The sequence below is a fragment of the Plesiocystis pacifica SIR-1 genome (genome assembly GCF_000170895.1).
Taxonomy (GTDB): Bacteria; Myxococcota_A; Polyangia; order Nannocystales; family Nannocystaceae; genus Plesiocystis; species Plesiocystis pacifica.
In genome coordinates this window covers 23844-43196 of the sequence record NZ_ABCS01000009.1, presented here as the reverse complement: position 1 = coordinate 43196, position 19353 = coordinate 23844, and the positions used below count along the sequence as shown (strand labels likewise).

At 70.1% G+C, this 19353-nt stretch carries 14 protein-coding genes; 8 read left to right on the top strand and 6 right to left on the bottom strand.

What is annotated here, in order from left to right:
- Positions 1-3 precede the first annotated feature (3 nt).
- Entirely contained in the window at positions 4-594 is a 591-nt protein-coding gene (locus PPSIR1_RS06470; RefSeq protein ID WP_006970200.1) for a 5' nucleotidase, NT5C type, read from the bottom strand.
- Between the two features lie 103 nt (positions 595-697).
- Between PPSIR1_RS06470 and PPSIR1_RS06465 the strand changes: the two genes are divergently transcribed.
- Entirely contained in the window at positions 698-1801 is a 1104-nt protein-coding gene (locus tag PPSIR1_RS06465; protein WP_198154472.1) for a penicillin-insensitive murein endopeptidase, read from the top strand.
- A gap of 75 nt (positions 1802-1876) precedes the next feature.
- Positions 1877-2560, top strand: a complete 684-nt coding sequence (locus PPSIR1_RS06460) for a CDP-alcohol phosphatidyltransferase family protein (protein ID WP_006970198.1) — start codon at positions 1877-1879, stop codon at positions 2558-2560.
- 322 nt (positions 2561-2882) lie between these two features.
- On the opposite strand, the gene PPSIR1_RS06455 is transcribed toward PPSIR1_RS06460, so the two are convergent.
- The gene (locus PPSIR1_RS06455; protein ID WP_006970197.1) at positions 2883-3677 is read right to left on the bottom strand and encodes a BtpA family protein; all 795 of its coding nucleotides are present in this window, start codon (positions 3675-3677) and stop codon (positions 2883-2885) included.
- Between the two features lie 372 nt (positions 3678-4049).
- On the opposite strand from PPSIR1_RS06455, the gene PPSIR1_RS06450 reads away from it, so the two are divergent.
- Together PPSIR1_RS06450 and PPSIR1_RS06445 are read left to right on the top strand one after the other, a co-directional pair.
- Positions 4050-4517, top strand: a complete 468-nt coding sequence (locus PPSIR1_RS06450) for a hypothetical protein (RefSeq protein WP_006970196.1) — start codon at positions 4050-4052, stop codon at positions 4515-4517.
- Positions 4498-5547: an HTTM domain-containing protein gene (locus PPSIR1_RS06445; RefSeq protein WP_006970195.1), complete on the top strand. Its 1050-nt coding sequence runs from the start codon at positions 4498-4500 to the stop codon at positions 5545-5547. Before PPSIR1_RS06450 ends, PPSIR1_RS06445 begins: the two co-directional genes overlap by 20 nt.
- Here PPSIR1_RS06445 and PPSIR1_RS06440 read toward each other — a convergent pair.
- Positions 5540-7807, bottom strand: coding sequence for a bifunctional SulP family inorganic anion transporter/carbonic anhydrase (locus PPSIR1_RS06440; RefSeq protein WP_006970194.1), 2268 nt, complete (start codon positions 7805-7807; stop codon positions 5540-5542). The two genes, PPSIR1_RS06445 and PPSIR1_RS06440, sit on opposite strands and share 8 nt — an antisense overlap.
- 450 nt (positions 7808-8257) lie before the next feature.
- Here PPSIR1_RS06440 and PPSIR1_RS06435 point away from each other — a divergent pair, with 450 nt between their 5' ends.
- Positions 8258-9655, top strand: a complete 1398-nt coding sequence (locus PPSIR1_RS06435; RefSeq protein ID WP_006970193.1) for a cytochrome P450 — start codon at positions 8258-8260, stop codon at positions 9653-9655.
- A 66-nt stretch (positions 9656-9721) separates the two neighbouring features.
- Here the strand turns inward: PPSIR1_RS06435 and PPSIR1_RS06430 are convergent, their stop codons facing one another.
- Complete coding sequence (locus tag PPSIR1_RS06430; RefSeq protein ID WP_006970192.1) at positions 9722-11041, bottom strand: trypsin-like serine protease; 1320 nt, start codon at positions 11039-11041, stop codon at positions 9722-9724.
- A gap of 194 nt (positions 11042-11235) precedes the next feature.
- The gene (locus PPSIR1_RS06425; RefSeq protein ID WP_006970191.1) at positions 11236-12348 is read right to left on the bottom strand and encodes an aspartate/ornithine carbamoyltransferase family protein; all 1113 of its coding nucleotides are present in this window, start codon (positions 12346-12348) and stop codon (positions 11236-11238) included.
- Positions 12349-12648: 300 nt separating this feature from the next.
- Here PPSIR1_RS06425 and PPSIR1_RS06420 point away from each other — a divergent pair, with 300 nt between their 5' ends.
- From PPSIR1_RS06420 to PPSIR1_RS06410, 3 genes are all read left to right on the top strand, one after another.
- A complete protein-coding gene (locus PPSIR1_RS06420) occupies positions 12649-14838 on the top strand; it encodes a putative bifunctional diguanylate cyclase/phosphodiesterase (protein ID WP_157595256.1) in 2190 nt (729 codons plus the stop codon).
- Positions 14839-14885: 47 nt separating this feature from the next.
- On the top strand, positions 14886-15566 hold the full coding sequence (locus PPSIR1_RS06415) for a M14 family metallopeptidase (RefSeq protein ID WP_006970189.1): 681 nt from the start codon (positions 14886-14888) through the stop codon (positions 15564-15566).
- Between the two features lie 193 nt (positions 15567-15759).
- On the top strand, positions 15760-17595 hold the full coding sequence (locus PPSIR1_RS06410; protein WP_006970188.1) for a hypothetical protein: 1836 nt from the start codon (positions 15760-15762) through the stop codon (positions 17593-17595).
- 72 nt (positions 17596-17667) lie between these two features.
- Here PPSIR1_RS06410 and PPSIR1_RS06405 read toward each other — a convergent pair whose 3' ends face one another.
- Entirely contained in the window at positions 17668-19338 is a 1671-nt protein-coding gene (locus PPSIR1_RS06405; protein WP_157595255.1) for a hypothetical protein, read from the bottom strand.
- Positions 19339-19353: the final 15 nt, after the last annotated feature.

Here is a 19353-nt window from a genome sequence, read left to right as displayed (position 1 = left end):
GGATCAGCCCGCGACGGACATGGCGGACTGGAGCTCGGGCACGACGACGGCCAACGGGTCGGTTCGATGGGCCCGACGGCGGTTCCCGACACTGGGGAACAAGATCGCCTTGCCGCCATGGGCCTCGAAGGCCGCACAGTTGCGCGGGCTGTCGTCGATGAGCACGGCGCCGGGTCGCGCGACGGCGTGCTTGGGCGGGCCGATGAGGTAGTCCTCGAAGCCCTCCCCCCGCGCGCCGCGGCCGAGGTAGCGACCGAAGTGGCGCTGCATCCACTGCAGCTTGCCCATGGCGCTCGTCGGGTGGCGGCTGGGCTTGGTCAGCAGCACCGTCGGCCCGACGGCCTGGCACGCGTCGAACAGCTCGAAGGCCCAGGGGTAGGGCTCGAGGCTCGACCAAAACTCCGCGCCAGCGTCGTTGATCATCCCCCAGGCCTCGGCCGCGCTCACGGGGAAGTTGGGGATCTCAAACAGGTTCCAGACCTCCGGAGCCTCGACGGCCCAGCGTGCGTAGATGGCCTCGGGCTCGAGGCCCAGCCGCGTGAGCACGGCGCCGGTCCAGTTGGCGAGGACCTCGTCGACGTCCAGAAAGATCATGGAGCGGCGGAGCCTACTCGGCCCTGCGCCCCATCACCACCACCCCCCCCGCCAGCCTCGTAAAAAATTTGGTCCCTGGACCGACCTGGCGGAGGGTCCGAGCATGCGCGGGTCTCGACGGCGCCTGTTTGCGGCGCTCACGCTGGCTGGTCTCGCTCTGGGCACGACCCTGAGCGCGGCGCCGGCCGTGCACGCCGCCAAGGACACCAAGGCCAAGACGAAGGCCCCGGCCAAGACCCACGAGGTCCAGCCCGGCGACAACCTGTGGAAGCTCGCCCGCGAGCACGGCTGCACCGTGGCCGATCTGCGCGAGGCCAACGGGATGACGCCCGAAGACGCGCTGGTCATCGGGCGCGACATCGACGTGGGGGCGTGCATCGCCAAGGGCAAGGCCGCCCGCGCCAAGCTGGGTGCTGCGGTCGGCTCGGGCGGCGACCAGCGCCGCTACAAAGTCGCGAGCGGCGACACCCTCAGCCGCATCGCCCGCAAGCACCACACCAGCGTCGAGGAGCTGCGCGCCCTCAACGACCTCGAGGGCAGCTTGATCCGCGTGGGCCAGGTGCTGGTGGTCCCCGGCCGCGAGCCCCGGACCATCCGCCTGCTCACGGGCCAGAGCCGCGGGCGCCCGACCCACGGCTGGCTCCACGACCCGAGCCGCCTGCCCCACTCGAGCCACTACCTGCGCCGCCGACCCGAGCGGACCTACGCGAGCGCCCACCTCGTCGACCACACCCTCAACGCCATCGACCGGGCCCGCGACCAGCACCCGGGCCTGCACCGCCTGGCGATCGGCGACCTGTCCGACGAGGACGGCGGGCCCCTGTCCGGCCACCACTCGCACCAGTCCGGGCGGGACATCGACATCGGCTTTTACTACCGCCAGCGCCCGGCCAACTACCCCAAGGAGTTCGCGCGCGCGACCAAGGACAACCTCGACGCCGACGCGACCTGGGCCCTGGTCGAGGCCCTCGTGCGCACCTCCGGCAAGGACGGCGGGGTCGAGAAGATCTTCCTCGACTACGAGGTCCAGGGCTGGCTCTACGCCGCCGCCCGCAAGGACGGGTGGTCGAAGAAGCGGCTCCGCGAGGTCTTTCAGTACCCCGACGGGCGCTACGCCAAGCACGGCATGATCCGCCACGAGCCCAAGCACGACGACCACCTCCACGTCCGGTTTCGCTGCGTGGACGCGGACGAGAGCTGCAAATAGCCCTGCGCAGCGCTTTGCGCAGGTTCAGGCCCACGTTTGGGTGATCTCGACGGCGGCCCCCGACTCTACTGGGGCATGACCGAGCCGAGCCCCGCGCTGTCCGCCTCGAGCCCCCTCGCCCCCGCCCGGACCCGCAGCGGCGCGGGCGACGACAGGGGTCCTGGGGTCCTCGCAGCGCAGATCCCCACGGCCCTCGTCGCCTTCCGCCTCGCCGCCGCGCCCATGCTCGCCTGGGACGCCTGGGACGGCGCCGCCTCGACCCTGTTCGTGCCCCTGTTCTTCGCCGCGTTCGCGTCCGACGTGCTCGACGGTATCGTCGCCCGGCGCATCGGCGTGAGCACGGCCGAGCTGCGCATGGCCGACTCCATCGCCGACATCAGCCTCTACGGCACCATCTGCGCGTGCGTGGCCTGGATCCACCCCGGCCTGGTCGAGGCCTGCGCCCTGCCCATCGCCGGGTTCTTCCTGAGCTACGCCCTGTGGTGGGTCGTCAACTTGCTGCGCTACGGCAAGCCGTCGAGCTACCACACCTACCTGGCCAAGACCTGGAACGTGAGCTTGTGCGTGGCCACGCTCATCATCTTCCTGGGCGGCTCGAGCTTTGCGATCGCCCTGGCGATCGGGGTCGCGGCGGGCCTGGGCGTGCTCCGCAACCTCGAGGAGATCACGATGAGCGCGATCCTCCCGGAGTGGACCCACGACGTGCCCAGCCTCGCCCACGCGCTGCGCCTGCGGCGGGAGCAGCGGGGGGAAGCCTGACACCGTTGGTTCCCCCCGCCCCCGAGGCTCTCAGCCCTCCGTGAGTCGCCATCTCCCCCGGCGTCATCCAGTGGACGCCGTCGGAGGGCGCGGCCTCGAGGGTGAACCAGTGAACGGCCCCGTCGACGCCGATGTCGGCGTAGTAGTCGAGGTAGAGGCTGTGGTCCGGGTGGTCCATGGGCAGCTCGACGAGTGCACGCCCAACATGGCGCCCTCGGGAGCGACGCGCTGGGAGCCAGCGAGGAAGAAGTCGACGCCGCCAGAGGCGATCAGGCCCGCGCTCGAGCGCTGCAGCAAACACGCTGGTCGAGCGCAGCTCCGCTCACCCCGCGTGCTTGCAAGCCTCGACCATGGCCGACACCCGGGCGCGATCGACCGGGTTGTGCACGCGGCCGTCGACCTTGAGCCAGCTGCCCACGATGGCCCCGTCGGCCAGGGACATGAGGGCGTCGGCGCTGTCGGGGTTCAGGCCCGAGCCGATCAACACCGGCCGCCCCTCGGCCGCGCCCCGGACCCGCTCGAGCAGCTCCGGATCGACGGGCTGACCGGTGCCCGTGCCCGTGACGATGACCGCGTCGGCCATGCCCCGGAGCACGCAGTCGCGGGTCGCGACCTCGGGCTCGAGGGGCGCGAGGGGGGCGGCGTGCTTGACGAGGACGTCGGCCGCGATCGCGACCGAGTCGGCGACGCCGAGGGCCTGGCGGTAGCGCAGGCTCGCGGCGGCCTCCCCCTCGATCAGCCCCTGGTCGGTCACGTAGGCCCCGCAGTGGACGTTGACGCGGACGAAGTCGAGGCCGCAGGCGGCCGCGATGCCCAGGGCCGTGATCGCGTCGTTGCGCAGGCAGTTGACGCCCACGGGCACGTCGAGGCCCTTGCACATCAGGCACACCCGCGTGAGCGCGGCGGCCTGGTGCGCGGGGACCCGGTCCCCCTCGCAGCCCTTGGCGAAGGGCGCGGAGCCAAAGTTCTCGACGATCAGCCCGTCCACGCCGCCGGCGACGAGGGCCTCGGCGTCGGCCTTCGCCCGGGCGTAGGCCGGAGCAAAGTCAGGCGTCGCGCAGCCCGGGTCGCCCGGCAAGGGGAGCAGGTGAACCACGCCGATGAGCCCGCGGAGCATGGCGCAACGCTGCCACAGTCGGACCGCGATGAACCACCGCGAAGCTGCGAGGCCGTGCCAAGGCCCCGCGAGCACCCGCGCAGAGCCTTCGTGGTCTCGCTCACCGCCGCGGGCTGGGGACGCCCCCAGACCGTTGCTAGCAGTCGCCCACCCCGGCCGCGCCGGGACCCATGATCCACGAGAGCGCCTCTCTCGGTAGGCCGGGATTGTCTCGGCGCGGGCCACAGTGCGTCACCGGCGTGCGAGACCGCGAAGCCAAAACGAAGCTGTACCCGGTGTACTGCGGGCTTTTGGCGACAAAGGGCTCGCGCGTTGGGGGCGTGCTGTGGCTCGTGTCGAGGAAATCCCCGGCCTGCTGCTAGGGTCTAGGGCGTGACCCTCGCTCGCCTGCGCAAGTGGACGCCGACGCTCCTGCTCGCCGCGCTCTTCGTCCAGTTCGCCCTGGCCTACGTCTACATGGGCGCCCAAGCGCGCGAGCCCTGGCCGGCCCTGATCTTCCCGGGCTTCGGCCTGGTCTCCGAGCCCGGCGCGGCCATCGAGGTCGTGCGCTTCGAGGCCCGGATCGAGCTCGACAACGGCGAGACCCTCACGCCGACGACGGCCGCCTTGCTCCCCGAGGTCCCCCAGTCGATGCACGTCGCGCTCACGCGTCAGCTGCGAGCGCTGCCGGACTACTCCCCGGAGCTGCACGCCTGGTTGTTCGACGCGGCTAGACGACTCGCCGCCGACGAGCCCGTCGAGGCGATCGAGCTGCGCTGGGTCCGAGAGCGGCGCGCCACCGACGGGAGCGTGGAGGACGAGCGCGTGGAGGAGGTGCGGCGTGTCCTGGCCGCTGGCTGAGCGCGAGTGGCTCGAGGGCTACGCCTTCGACCCGCGCGATCTGGCCATCGCCCGGGTGTTCTTCGCGCTCTATCTGGTCACGATCGCCGACCTGCCCGGGCTGCGCTTCATCAGCGAGCTCCCGGCGGACCTGTGGGACCCGCCCCCGGGGCCGCTGCGCCTGCTCGCGGGCCCGCCGAGCGCCGCCTTCGTCAAAACCTCGCTCGCGGCCATCGAGGCCCTCGCCGCGCTCGTCGCCGTGGGCTGGCGGACCCGCGCGACCTCCGTGGCCCTCGGCCTGACGATCGCCCTCGCCTACGGCCTGACCTTCGCCACGGGCAAGATCAACCACAACCTGGTGCTGTGGCTGACGCCCCTGATGCTCTCGGGGCAGTGGGGCCGGGCCTGGTCCGTCGACGCCCTCGCCGGGCGAGGCTCGGCGCGGACCGACCCCCTGCCCATCGCCTGCTTCGCCCTCATGCTCGGCTTTTGCATGTTCTCCGCAGGCGTGCCCAAGCTGGTCGGCGGGTGGTTCGACCCGCGGACCTCCGCGACCTACGGGCACCTGGTCCACAACGCCGTCGCGGCCGAGCGCATGGGCTACCTGGCCCCCCTCGCCATCGGCGTGCGCAGCCCGCTGGTGTGGGAGCTCAGCGACTGGCTGACCGCCCTGTGGGAGCTGAGCTTTTTGTTCGCCGTCGCCTCGCCCCGGGCGCTGCGCGCCTTCATCGGCGCCGCGGTGGTGTTCCACTGCGCGGTGCTGCTGATGTTCAACATCGATTTTTCGGCCAACCTCGTGGCTTACGCCGTGTTCGTGCCCTGGATGCTCGGGCCGCGCGAGGAGCCCCAGCCCGACCCCCGGCGCGCGCGGATCTGGCTGGCCGTCGGAGCCGTCGCCGCGCTGCTGCTGGTGCTCGCGCCCGCGCCGACGCGGCTGCTCCCACGGGCGGCGCTGGACCCGCGCCTGCCCGGCGCGTTCGCGCTGCTCGTGGGCCTCGCCTGCCTCGGCTTCGTCGTGCTCCGCGGCCTGCGCGGCCGCGCGGCTACATGAGCGAGGCCATCGAGGTCTCGCCGCTCTCGAAGCCGACGGCCTCGTGGACCAGGAACTCGACGGCGTCGGTCTCGACGTCGTGGATGGCCCCGACGATGCCCAGGCGCCCGTCGTCGGCGAGCTTGGCCAGGGTCGCGCTGTCGGCCGCGATGCGCTGCACCATGCGGACCACCGAGCGGCGCATGGCCGCGTCGAGGGCCTTGGCGCGCGCCCCCTCTTCCAGGCCCTCGAGGGCCGCGGGCTCGAGCGCGCCGGTCTCGCGCAGGTCCGCCAGGAGCTCGCCCAGTCGCGCGCCCCCGGCCTCGCCCTCGACCGCGGACTCGAACACCCGGCTGCCGGTGTGGCCCAGGACCACGATCAGGCGCACGCCCTCGACCACGCCGACGTACTCGAGGCTGCCGAGCACGCCCGGCGAGACGGCCGCGCCGACCACGGACACGTCGAGGACGTCGTGCGGGGGCATGTCGAACAGCAGCTCGGCCGGGACGCCGTCGTCGACGCAGCTGAGCACCGCGACCAGCGGCGTCGGCTCGCCCGCGCCGGTCATCAGCGGCGTGTACTCGCGGTTGATGGCCTTGCCCGAGGCGAAGCGCTGGTGCCCCGCCCAGATCATGTCGAAGACCTGAGCCACCGTGCTGTCGCCGCGCAGCTCCCGGGCCGAGTAGTCGACGACGATGGTGTCCTCGCCGGTGTCGTCGTACTCGTCGGCGAAGCCGACCATGGTCAGCTCGATGTTGCGGGCCGGGGCCTGCACGTCGCGGAAGTCCTCGAGCAGGGCGAGCACGTCGGGGTCGATGTACTCGGTGTGCCGGGCGTCGAGCATCGCCGCGCTGTCCCGGGGGATGTCGGCGAGGACCTTCTCGATGGCCACCTGGTTGAGGAAGGTGACCTGGTCCGGGAGCTCGATGTGCAGGACCTCGCCGGCGAGGTGCTGCTCGACGATGCGGCGCACGGGCCGGCGGAACTGGCGGTAGAGGATGAACAGCAGGGCCACGGCCATGCCGATGCCCAGGCCCTCGAGCAGCTTGTAGAGCACGATCGCCGAGACCGTGACCATGAAGGGCACGAACTGGTCCCAGCCCGCGCTCCACATCTTCTTGATCACCTCGGGGCTGACGAGCTTGAAGCCCGTGTACAGCAGGATCGCGGCCAGGCACGAGAGCGGGATGCGGTTGAGCAGCCCGGCCATGAACAGGACCATGCCGACGAGGAAGAAGCCGTGGATGATCGCCGAGCGCTTGGTCGTCGCGCCGGTCTGGATGTTGACCGAGCCGCGGATGATCCCCGAGGTGATCGGGATGCCGCCGATCATCCCGGCGATGATGTTGCCGGCGCCCTGGGCCATGAGCTCGCGGTTGGGCGGAGACTTGCGCTGGGCTGGATCGAGGCGATCGACGGCCTCGAGGTTGAGCAAGGTCGCCAGCGAGGCGACGGCGGCGATGGTCGCCGCGGCGATCCACACGTCGCCGTTGAGGATCGAGCTGAAGTTGGGGAAGCGCAGCAGCTTGGCGAAGCCCGTGATCCCGCCGGCGTCGGGCACCTCGACGAGGTGGCTGCCGGTGACCATCCACGGGTCGCCGAGGGTGTTGAACACCGTGCTCATGATCAGCCCGATGGTCACGACGACCAGGGGCGCGGGCATGCCCGACTTCTTGAGCGGCTCCCAGCGGGCGAACAGGACCAGCAAGATCAGCGAGACAAAGCCGATCGTGGTCGCGCCCAGGTGCCAGTCCATCGGGTGCAAGAACACGTCGATGAGGGTCTCGAGGGTGGTCTGCTCGTCAGCCTGCTCGAAGGCCAGGTCGCCCTCGGGGTCCGAGTCGTGGCCGACCATGTGCGGGATCTGCTTGAGGATCAGGACCACGCCGATCGCCGCCAGCAGCCCCTTGATGACGCTAGTCGGCACGAAGGCCGAGAGCGTGCCCGCCTGGATCACGCCCAGGAGCAGCTGCATCACGCCCGCGAGGACCACCGCGACCAGGAAGGTCTCGAAGCTGCCGAGGATCGCCAACTGCGCCACGACCGTGGTCGCCAGAGCCGCCGCGGGGCCGCTGACGCTGGTGTGGGAGCCGCTCAGCGGGCCGATGATCAGGCCGCCGATGATGCCGCTGATGATGCCGCTGATGAGCGGCGCGTTGGATGCCAGGGCGATGCCGAGGCACAGGGGCAACGCGACCAGGAATACGACGATGCCCGCCAGGAAGTCCTTGCCGAGGTTGGGCTCGATGGTGTTCGACTTTGGAGTGGCTGGCTCTTGCATGGGAGTCAGGGAGAGCGGTGTCGGGTAGCGAGGCCAGGCCCAAAGGCGCGTTCACGCCACGCCAAGCCAGTCTGGCGCTCGCCATCAGGTGTCGTTCGAACACAGCCACGTCCGCATCTGCGACCGCTCGAGGGTCGAGTTGCAGGGCGGATGAACGACGACGCGCACTTCCCGGCCGGATTAGCACGGCCGTCAGGCTCGCCCCAGCCAAAACCTACGCTTGGCCCCATTGGGTGTAGAGATAGGGAATTCGCCCACTTTTGGAAACCATGGCGCGGAAGCTCGGTCGCAGTGCTCGACTCCGAACCTTTCCAAAACGATCGTGCGTCGGCTCTCACGTAAGGGTTGGCAAAAGCGGGGAGGCCCGTGATCCACGCCACGAGCGTCCCCCAAGCGCATCGCCATCACTTCTTTCGCCTGTGCGGACCTGGCTAGGGTCCCGGCGAGCCCATGCGACGCACCGTCTTCTCCGCCCCGAGCGCCCCGACCCCCACCCACGCCGACGGCGACGGGATGCCGCCGCGCCTCGAGGGTGGGCTGCCCTTCCTCGGCCACTCCCTCGAGTTCCGCACCAACCCGGTGAGCTTGATGGCCCGGGCCCGCGAGCGCCACGGCGACGTGGTGACCCTGACCATGCCCGGCGCCAACGCGGTGGTGATGACCGGGACCCGGGCCCAGGAGAAGTTCTTTCGGCTCAGCGACGAGGACGTCAGCCAGGCCGAGGCCTACCGCCTGATGACCCCGATCTTCGGGGAGGGCATCGCCTACGACGCGCCCCCGCCGATCATGAAGGAGCAGCTGAGCTTCTTCCACGACGCCCTCCGCGAGGCCCGGATGCGCACCTACGCCCAGGGCTTCATCGACGAGGCCGAGCAGTACTTCTCGTCCTGGGACGACTTCGGCTGTGTCGACATGTACGACGTCGGCAACGAGCTGACCATCTACACCTCGAGCCGCTCGCTGCTCGGCGTCGAGTTCCGCAACCAGCTGTCCGGCGAGTTCGCCAAGCTCTACCAGGACATGGAGGGGGGCCTCAGCGCCCTGGCCTTCCTCGCCCCCAACCTGCCCACGCCGGCCTTCCGCAAGCGCGACAAGGCCCGGGCGCGCATGGTCGAGTTGATCACCGACATCGTCGAGGACCGCCGCCGCCGCAACATCTCCGGCGACGACATGCTCCAGGCGCTGATGGACGCGACCTACAAGGACGGGCGCAAGCTCAGCGAGAACGAGATCACCGGCCTGCTGCTGACCATCATGTTCGCCGGCCACCACACCAGCGGCGTGACCTTCTCGTGGATGGGCATCCTCTTGGCCCAGCACCCCGAGTGGGTCGCCGAGCTTCGCCAGGAGCAGGCCGAGGTCCGGGGCGACCGCGCCGAGCTGACCCTCGAGGACCTGCGCGCCATGCCCAAGCTCGAGGCGACCATCAAGGAGGTCCTGCGCATGTACCCGCCGATCATCGTGGTCATGCGCAAGGTCGTGAACGACTTCGAGTTCGGCGGCTACCGCATCCCCCACGGCACCATGCTGTTCGCCTCGCCCGCGGTCTCCCACTACATCCCCGAGCTCTTCCCCGAGCCCACCCGCTTCGACCCGACCCGCTTCCTCGCCCCGACCAGCGCCGACAAGAAGCACCCCATGGGCTGGCTGCCCTTCGGCGCCGGCCGGCACCGCTGCATGGGCATCATGTTCGCGCAGCTGCAGCTGCGCGCGCTGTGGAGCCACCTGCTGCGCAACTTCGACTTCGAGACGGTCCAGGGCGAGGTCTACGAGCCCGACTACGCGCGCTTGCTGGTCGGGCCTCGGCACCCTTGCCGGCTGCGTTACCGCCGTCGGTCGATGGCCTGAAACGCGAGTTGGGCTGCCCGAAAACCCTTCGGACAGCCCAACGCGGCTCACGTGCTCGTTTAGTCGTCAGCGGCGGCGACGCAGACCGAGCAGGCCCAGGCCGAGGACGAGCAGCCCGGTGCCCAGGGGCGCGGCCGGGCCGGCGTCGGCGCTCGAGCAGGCGCAGCCCTCCCCGCCGTCGATGTTGCCGTCGCCGGTGCCGTCGTCCTCGGGGATCTCGGGCAGCTCGTCGGCGACCGCGATGCCCACGGCCGCGGACTCGGTGATGTTGCCGTTCCAGTCCTCGGCGATGGCGACGAGCACGTAGCTGCCCATGGGGAACTGGGCGTTGTTGAACTCGTAGGGCGCGTGGGCGTCGGTGGCGATCACGCTGTCGTTGACCGAGAGGCGGACCTCCTTGACCCCGTGGCCCTCGTCGGCGGCCTCGACGGTGATGTCGAAGGTGGCCGGGTCGGCGTCGTAGCTCGTGCCGTTCTCGGGCGTGATGATCGCGACGGTCGGCGGGACGTCGTCGGGGTCGGCGTTGAAGGCCTCGCCGCAGGTCGCGGCGGGCTCGGAGGTCGGCGTGGCGCACCAGTCGGACCACGAGGGCTCCGTGCTCCACGGGTCGAGGGCGAAGCCCTGGCAGGCCGGGGTCGGGTTCCAGGTCCCGTCGACGTCGTGGCAGGGCGTCACGTCGACGCCGGACATCTCCTCGATCCACGGGATCGCCGAGTGCAGGGTGACGTAGGTGTCGGCCCCCTGCTCGCAGGGCGGGCCGCCCGAGACGATGCCGAAGTTGTGCCAGCTGCCGTCGGGGTACTGCACGTAGGCCGGGCCGCCCGAGTCACCGGAGCAGGCCGCGTTGCCGATGGTGCCCACGGCGACGGTGGTCGACTCCTGAGACACCGGCGTTTGGATGATGCTCTCGCCCCAGCGCTTGGTGCCCGCGCCCGTGTCCCCCATGTTGTTGCCGAAGCCGACCATGAGCGCCGGGCGGCCGACGGTCAGGATCGAGATCTCGCAGCCGTAGACCGGCGGGGTGATGGGGATGTCGTAGACCGGCTGGGTCAGCTTGCAGTAGGCGTAGTCCTCTCCGTTGACGCCCCCGTTGTAGGCCGGGTTGTAGGCGCAGTGATCGACGAGCACCGAGCGCTTGGGCTGGACGCCGAACTCCGCGAAGGTGATCTCGGCCGGCGAGCCCATGTCGACGCAGTGGGCCGCCGTGCTGACGATCTCGGGGTGGATGAGGGTGCCGCTGCACAGGCTCCCGCTGTTTTGGAGCAGCACCGTCGTCGGCCACTGGCAGTTCTCTGCCGTCGTGCCGTTGGCGATCAGCGGCTCTTGATCCGGCGACTCGATGATCGGCTCACCGGCTTGGGCGAGAGCGCTGACACCGAACACCACGGCGGCAGTCGAGACCAGGAGAGGGAGACGTCGGACCCGAGAGAAAGCCATCAAGCCGAAGCTATCAAACCTACTCTCCGATGTCCCGCCGATCGCTCGCCGATCCTGGTCCAAATCACTCGAAGGAAAGCGATTACGGCACAGTCCCGGATGACCGAGACGCATCACGCGCTGTTCGGTCGTTGAGCTGTCTCTCACATGAGATCGAGGCGTTTGGCCCGAGCCCGAATCTCTTCGGCTGCACCGTGTATCGTGGCGAACAGTGCTGCGCGCATCCACATGCCGTTGCGGACCTGACGCCAAACGACGAAGCCCGGGTGCTCCTCCCACGAGTCCGGCAGCTCGTTGATGCGCGGGAGCGGATGCATGATCACGCAGTCCTCGCGGACGAGCAGGCGAAACTCGGTGCGCAGCACGTAGTCGTCACCAGCGCCGAGCTCCGAGGTCTTGGCGTCGGCCTTGGGCTGACCGGCCGTGCCCCCGTCCCACTCCTTTTGCAGCCGGGTCATGTAGATGGCGTCGAGGTCCCGGCCGCGCTCGCGCAGCGTGTTCTCGAGGGAGTGGCTGACCTCGACGGTGATCTCGTGGCGGCGCAGGTAGCCGAGCAGCTCGTCGTCGGGCTGGAAGTTCTGCGGCGAGACGAAGTGGACGCCGCCGGGGCGGAACTTGGTCAAGATCAGCGCCAGCGAGCGCGCCGCTCGGTTGCGGGCGACGTCGCCGACGATCGCGATCTGCTTGCCGTCGACGCCCCCGTGTTCATAGAAGCTGTAGCGCAGGGTGTAGAAGTCGAGCAGCGCCTGGGTCACGTGCTGGGACTTGCCGCTGCCCGCCGAGATCACGGGGATCGATCGCTGGCTGCGGTACAGAGCCCAGGCGGCCTGGGTCGCGAACTCGTCGTCGGGATGGCGCACGACGATGGTGTCGAAGAAGCTCGACAGGGTCCGGACGCTGTCCGCCACGGACTCGCCCTTGGCGAAGGACGAGGTCCGCATGTCCGAGACCAGCGAGCTCGTCGCCCCGAGCTTGTCCGCCGCCGCGATGAAGGACTGAGCCGTGCGCGTGCTCGGCTGGGCGAACAGGTTCATGACCCGGTGACCCCGGAGGATCGCGAGCAGGAACTCGCGGCCGTCCCGGTGGCGATCCAGCCGACGGATCGCCGTGGCCGTGTCGCACAGCCCCTCGAGCTCCTCGCGGCTGAACTGCTGGCTGAGTAGGACGAAGAAGGGTCGCCCATCCCGGTTCAGGAGCTGGCGCCTGCGCGCGCCATCTTGAATCGCCTCTCGGAATTCCTCGTAGCTGATGCCCATCGTTTTGACCGGCGAGAATGTAGGTCATTTTTGCTCGAATTGAGCGGTGGCCCCCCGTGACATGGCCGGGTTTTCTCGCCGATGCGCGAAGTCGATCGCTGGGGGCATTGCGCACCGTCTGAGCGGCGCTGGCATCCACCACCGCCCGTCATCGCGGAGGAGGAGATCTCCAAAAAGCCAATCGAAGGCTGTAATTCGAGGGTCCCCTCCCACCCATCGACGGGTCTTCGCTGCTAGACTCACGCGGTGACGTTCAGTGGTCGTGGATCGCGTCGGCCTCCCCGGGGAGCTGGCTCTGACGTGAGCCGATCGACGCAGCCCAGGGGCGGCCGCAACACGGGCCGCGTGCGGATCGCGGGGGTCTCGGGCACGGGCGAGTTCAAGCGCGTCGAGCTCGGTCACGACCTTCTGGTCACGGGCGAAGACCTGAGCTTGGAAGTGAGCTCGCTGCTGGTCGATCTGCGCCCGAAGATCACCACGCGCTACACGCCCCTCGACCAGATCCTCCAGCGCGCGACCGATGGCTCGCTGACCTCGATGACCAAGCCCGAGCTGGTGATGTTCGCGTGTGAGGTCCTCGACAACGAGGCGCTCATGGATCTGCGCCGCCTGCTGACGGGCTCGCGCCTGCCCGTGGTCGCCGTGCTGCCCGCGCACGCGAGCCAGCGCTCGGCGCTGCGCGCCCGCGTCCAGGAAGTCGGCGCCCTCGACTGCCTGCTGCGCGACGAGCTCAGCGAGCCCTTGTTGGAATCCGTGGTCGCCCAGGCCCGCAACCACAACGCCCTGCGAGGTCGGCTCACGGAGCTGCGCGACCGCTTCGCGCTGGCGATCCGGGGGGCCCGCGACGGGATGTGGGAGTGGGACATCGCGCGCTCGCGGGTGTTCTACTCCCAGCGCTGGCGCGAGCTCCTGGGCCTCGAGAACGTGCACATCGAGGCCAGCCTCGACACCTGGCTCGACCGCGTCCACCCCCAGGACATCCACCGCCTGCGCACGGACCTCCACAACCACATCCAGGGGCTGAGCCCGGTCCACGAGAACGAGCACCGGATCCGCGACGGCCACGGCCAGTGGCGGTGGGTGCTCTCGCGCGCGGTCATCCACCGCAACAACCACGGCAAGGCCCTGCGCGTGGCCGGCTCGCTCACGGACATCACCCAGTACCGCCAGCGCGAGAAGATGATCCGCGAGCAGAGCCGCCGGGATCAGCTGACCCAGCTGCCGGAAAAGCCCGTGCTGTTCGAGCGCCTGGCCCGGGCCGTGGAGCTGGCCCGCTCCCACGACGACTTCGAGTTCATCATGCTCCTGGTCGAGACCGACCGCCTGGCGCAGATCCGCGACAGCTTCGGCCTGGCCACGGCCAACGCCATGCTCGCGCTCATGGCCAAGCGCCTGCGCGCCTGCGTGCGCCCCGAGGACCTGCTGTTCCGCTTCTCGACCCACAAGTTCGCGATCTTGCTCGAGAACGTCGAGGACGCGAGCGTCGGCACCCACGTCGCCGACCGCATCCACCAGGCCCTGTCCGAGCCCTTCGACATCGAGGGCGAGCGCACCTTCACGACCGTCAGCATCGGCATGACCTCGAGCGCCAACGGCTACCGCCGCGTCGAGGAGGTCATCGCCGACGTCAGCGCGGCCACGGACACGGCCCGGGACCGCGGCCGCAACCGCCACGAGATCTACGACACGAGCATGCGCATCGAGGCGCGCACGCTCTTGGCCCTGGAGATGGCCCTGCGCCGGGCCATCGACGAGGACCAGCTCTCGCTGCACTTCCAGCCCATCGTCCGCGTCGACCCCGAGCACGGCGAGCGCGAGACCGTGGCCTTCGAGTCGCTGATGCGCTGGGACCACCCCGAGCGCGGCCCCGTCTCCCCCGGCGAGTTCATCCCCCTGGCCGAGGACACCGGGCTGATCATCCCCATGGGCCGCTGGGCGATCCGCGAGGCCGTGCGCCGGCTGCAGCGCTGGCGCCGGGAGTTCGGCATGCCCGACCTGGCCGTGAGCGTGAACCTCTCGGCCAAGCAGGTCGCCGACCCCAAGCTGCTCGAGACCGTCGACAACGCCCTGCAGGAGTCCGGCCTGCCCGGGCGCTGCCTCAAGCTCGAGCTGACCGAGTCCGTGATGCTCGACCGCGCCGACGAGGTCATGGCCCTGCTCCAGGACATCCGCGACCGCGGCATCGAGATCTGGATCGACGACTTCGGCACGGGCTACTCCTCGCTGAGCTACCTGCACCGCTTCCCCGTCGACGGGCTCAAGGTCGACCGCAGCTTCGTGTCCCAGCTCGACGGCAGCGAGGAGAGCGAGACCATGGTCCGCACGATCTTGAACCTCGCCTCGAACATGCAGCTGCGCGTAGTCGCCGAGGGCATCGAGACCGAGGTCCAGGCCGAGCAGCTCACGCGCCTGGGCTGCGGGCTGTTCCAGGGCTGGCTGTTCGCCCGATCGCTGCCGGTCGAGAAGGTGCGCGAACACCTCAAAGGGTGACAGGACTGGTTCTGGCCGACGTTCTGAGCGGCTATGCTCCCCCGACCATGCCCTTCGCTCCTGGCGTCCACTTCCTCGAGCCCACCATCCCGCTCTACGTCTACGAGGCCGACGAGCCCGGGCCGAGCGCGCTGATCCAAGCCGGCATCCACGGCGACGAGGTCGCGGGGGTCCACGCGCTGCAGGAGATGCTCGAGGACGGGCTCCGGCCGGCGCGGGGGCGGCTGCTGGTCTGCCCGGTCATGAACCCCCGGGCCTACCGCGCCCGCCAGCGCGCGGCCGTGGACGGCCTCGACCTCAACCGCATGTTCCCCGGCGACGCCGCGTCCGAGGACTGGGAGCGCCGGCTGGCCCGCAAGTTCATGGACCTGGTCGAGGACGAGCGCCCGGACCTGATGGCCACCTTGCACGAGTCGACCAAGCGCTACGACCCCGAGGCCGACCGGCCGACCTTTGGCCAGACCATCGTCTACGGCGTCGAGCCCCGGCCGCCGATCGTCGACCGCACCGTCGCGCGCCTCAACGCGCACTTCACCACGGCGCAAGAGCGCTGGGACCCGCACTACTTCCCGGTCTCGACCTCCTCGACGGAGGTGATCGTCGACGCCGTCGGCTGCGTGGGCCTGTGCATCGAGACCTGGATGGGCTTCGAGGAGCGCCACCGGATCACCATGCAAAAGAAGGTCGTCGAGCTGCTGCTCGACGACCTCGGCGTGCGGCCGCTGTGAACGCTCGCCCCCGAGCTGGCCTGAAGGTCTGGACGAAGGCCTCGCCCAAAGTGGTGCGGACTTCCAACTCGCCCCTCCATGCGGTGGCACCGGGCCGAGTCGGGACCTGCACGATCGCGTTTCGGGTGAGCAATGCGCGCGCGAGCTGGAGCCATTCTTGATAGCGTTCGACGGACCGACCCCGAGGACCCCGATGCGCCGAACGACCCGACCCTCCCTGCTCCCCTCGACCCTCCCGCTCTCGATCCTCGCGCTGTGCCTGGGCCTGGCCATGCCCGGCTGCAAGGGTAAGGAAGGCGGCGAGACTGGAGCCGAAGGCGGCGAGGCCAAGGCCGACGGCGGCGAGGCCAAGGCCGACGGCGGCGAAGCCAAGGCCGACGGCGGCGAGGCCAAGACGGACGGCGGCGAAGCCAAGGCCGAGGGCGGCGAGGCCGAGCCCGAGCCCGAGCCCCCCGCCGCGCCCATCAACCGCGCCGAGGCGGCTGCCCCCGTCAAGGGCAAGGGCGCCAAGGGCCTGGGCTTCCAGGTCAACGAGCTGACCCACCTGTTCGCCCTCGCCGGCCAGGCCCAGGCGCCCGAGTGGGCCGCCGCGCCTGCGGCCGACGCCGGCCCGGATCTGACCCGCGACGACGACCTCGACACCGCCATGACCTGCGAGCACGGCGGAGACAAACCTTGCGCGCTCGGCCTGAGCCTGCCCAAGAAGGCCAAGGTCGAGGCCCTGCGCCTGTACTCGGCCGCCGGCCCGCGCTACCGCGACTACACGGCCAACCCGCGCATCGCCAAGGTCCGGGTGCACACCGACGCCGGCTTCGTCGAGGCCACCTTGCCCGACGGGGCCAACCACGCCTACGTCAAGTTCGACAGCCCGATCGAGACCCAGAGCCTCGCCGTCGAGGTCGTCGACGTGCACGCGGGCAAGAAGACCAAGACCGTGCGCTTCGCCGAGCTCGAGGTCTACGGCACCGACGGCGACCCCCGCCCGGCCCTCGAGCTCAACCCCGAGCAGGCCTGGACCAGCTGGGAGACCGGGGCCTGGAGCGGCGACGGGGACTACACCATCCGCCAGGTCTTCATCCGCTACGCCGTGCCCGGCTCCCCCGTGGGCGAGGAGGGCCCGGCGACCAAGCGCCTGTCCCGGGCGACCGCCGTGTTCGGCAAGGACGGCGACAACTACGTGCTCTTCGAGCGCATGCACGGCACGGACTGCACGGAGCACGAGGGCAACTACATCCTCTTCGATCGCCGCAACCGCATGCTCTACGCCCTCGGCGATCTGGGCGGCGCGGGGGCCGAGGTCTACCGCCACACCAGCGGCAACGGCTTCGCCGTAGGCTGGGTCGAGGACGGCCGGTTCACCGTCAAGGGCATCGTCGAGGTGGCCGGCAAGCTCGAGTGGAAGCGCCCGCCCAAGACCGCCCCCGACGACCCCGCGGCGCAGCTGAGCAAGTGGGGCTTCGAGACCAAGCCCCTCGGGCGCGGCGACACCCTGCTCGCGCCCCCCGTCGGCTGCCACCGCGGCGGCGCCGGCCAGCTCGAGCCCCTGCAGGCGGCGACCAGCGTCAGCTCCGACGCCAACCTCGACCCCTCGCAGTGGCTGATCTGCGAGACCGGCGGCTCGACCTTGTTCGCCCAGGGCGTGTGCGGCGAGACCTCCCTCGCCTACCTCGTCGCCGACGGCAAGGCCGCCGGCGACTTCGAGGGCAAGGCCGGCGAGAGCCGGGGCTTTCGGATCCGCAAGGCCGGCAACGCCTACCTGGTCGAGCTGTCGAACGGCAACGGCGAGAGCTCGAGCCTGTACTGGGCCGAGGCCGGCACCTTCGCCCAGCTCGAGAAGCAAGGCGCGCTGAGCGTGCGCCCGGCCGCTGGTTGTGCGGAGTGCAAGGACGCCTGGGTCGACCCCGAGGGCAGCGGCGACCCGAACGAGGGCGAGGCCGTGGACGAAGGCATGGACGGCGAGGCCATGGACGAGGGCGACACCGACGACGGCGACGAGGGCATGGACGACGAGGGCGAGCAGGCCGACTGAGGGCCTCCTCGAACCACGCAAAGAGCCAGCAGCCCTCGCTGCTGGCTCTCTTCTTTGGGAATCCGAGCCCGCTCAGGGCATCATCGGGATGTCCGTCGACGTCCAGATCCGCAGCTCGGGGCTGTTGTCGGTCGCGTAGAACAGGTCCGGCGTCGAGTCCATGTCGAAGCTGGCCACGCCGACCTGTCCCTGGGGCTCCCCGCTCGAGCCGAGCACCAGAGGCTCGTCGATGTCGCCCGAGCCGACGCCGTCACCAAATACGACGCGGACCTGCGAGGGGTTGCGGGCGACGTAGGCGAAGTCCGTGTTGCCGTCGCAGTTGACGTCGTGGAGGTTGAGCCCCGAGGTCTCGCCGCCGCCCGCGAGCATCTCCGGCCCCATCATGAAGCCGTTGCCCATCATGTTGCCCCAGGTCTGGATGACGCCGCCGAAGCTGAGCACGGCGAAGTCCTCGAAGGGGTCGTCGTCGATGTTGCCCACGGCGATGGATTGGGCCGGGACCATCATGGGGTAGGAGTCGATCAAAGTCCACGCCGGCACCCCCTCGAAGTCGGGGCTCAGGTGGTAGAGGACCGCGTCGCTGCCCGCCAAGCCGCTGATGAGTAGCTCGAGGACGCCGTCGTCGTTGGCGTCGATGAGGGCGGTGTCGTGGAATTCGCTGAGCTCGACGCTGGTCGACACGCCCGTGACGGTCTCGAAGTAGCCGAGGCTCAGCGGCGGGTTGTTGGGGTTGCCGATGTAGGCGACCACGGTCATCGTCTCCGTCCCGTCGGGGCGCACGGTGACCAGGTCCGGGCGGTTGTCCCCGGACAGGTCGCCGACCTCGATGGCCTGCAGCTCCCCGAGGGGCGTCGGGTCGTAGAAGTTGGCGCCGTAGAGCTGGGGCGCGTCGTCGTCGACGGCCTGGAAGGAGTAGACGCCGACCCCGTCGGTCTCCGACGAGCCGTAGGCCGCGATGATGACGTCCTCGGTGCCGTTGAGGTCCAGGTCCGCCGTCTTGACGTCGACGACGTTGCGATCGCCAAAGGCCAGGGCCGCGCCCTCCTCCCCCACGAACTCGGTCATGTTCAGCCCGCCCATGGTGAACTGGTAGAGGCGCACAACCACGCCGCCCTTGGAGCCGACGATCGCGTCGGTGGCGTTGTCGCCCACGAACTGCCCAACGATCACGCCCAGGGGGTTGTCGAGGCCGGTCTGGGTCGGGCCGTCGAAGTACTCGAACTCGGTGCCCGGCGTGCCCTCGCACAAGTTCGGGCCCTCCTCGCTGGTCTCCGTGGTCTCCTCGGCGGTCTCCTCCTCGGTCGTGCCCTCGGCGGTTCCGGTCTCCGTGTCCTCCTCGTCGCACTCGAGCTCGTCGCTGCCGTCCTCGCAGTCCTCGACGCCGTTGCACAGGAAGGAGATCGGGAGCGCCAGGTCCTCGTCACACAGGAAGAATTCGCCCTCGCCGTCGCACAGGTCCCAGTCCTCGTCGGAGCCGTCGGGGCAGTCGATGATCCCGTTGCAGATGTCGTCGGCGGGCAGCATCTCGTCGCCGCAGGCGAACTCGCCCCCGCACAGGCCGTCGATGCAGCTCAGCTCGACGCCGCACTGCACGTCGGCGGTGCACGGCAGGCCCGCCGCGCTCTCTCCGACAAAGCAGGCGCCGAGGCTCACCCCCGACGCGGCCGCGAAGGCCAGGGCGGACAGGCGAAACACGCGGAGCCTGGACGGCTCGCGCAGCGAGGAAAGGATGGTCGAAGGCATGGGCATGATCGGCGC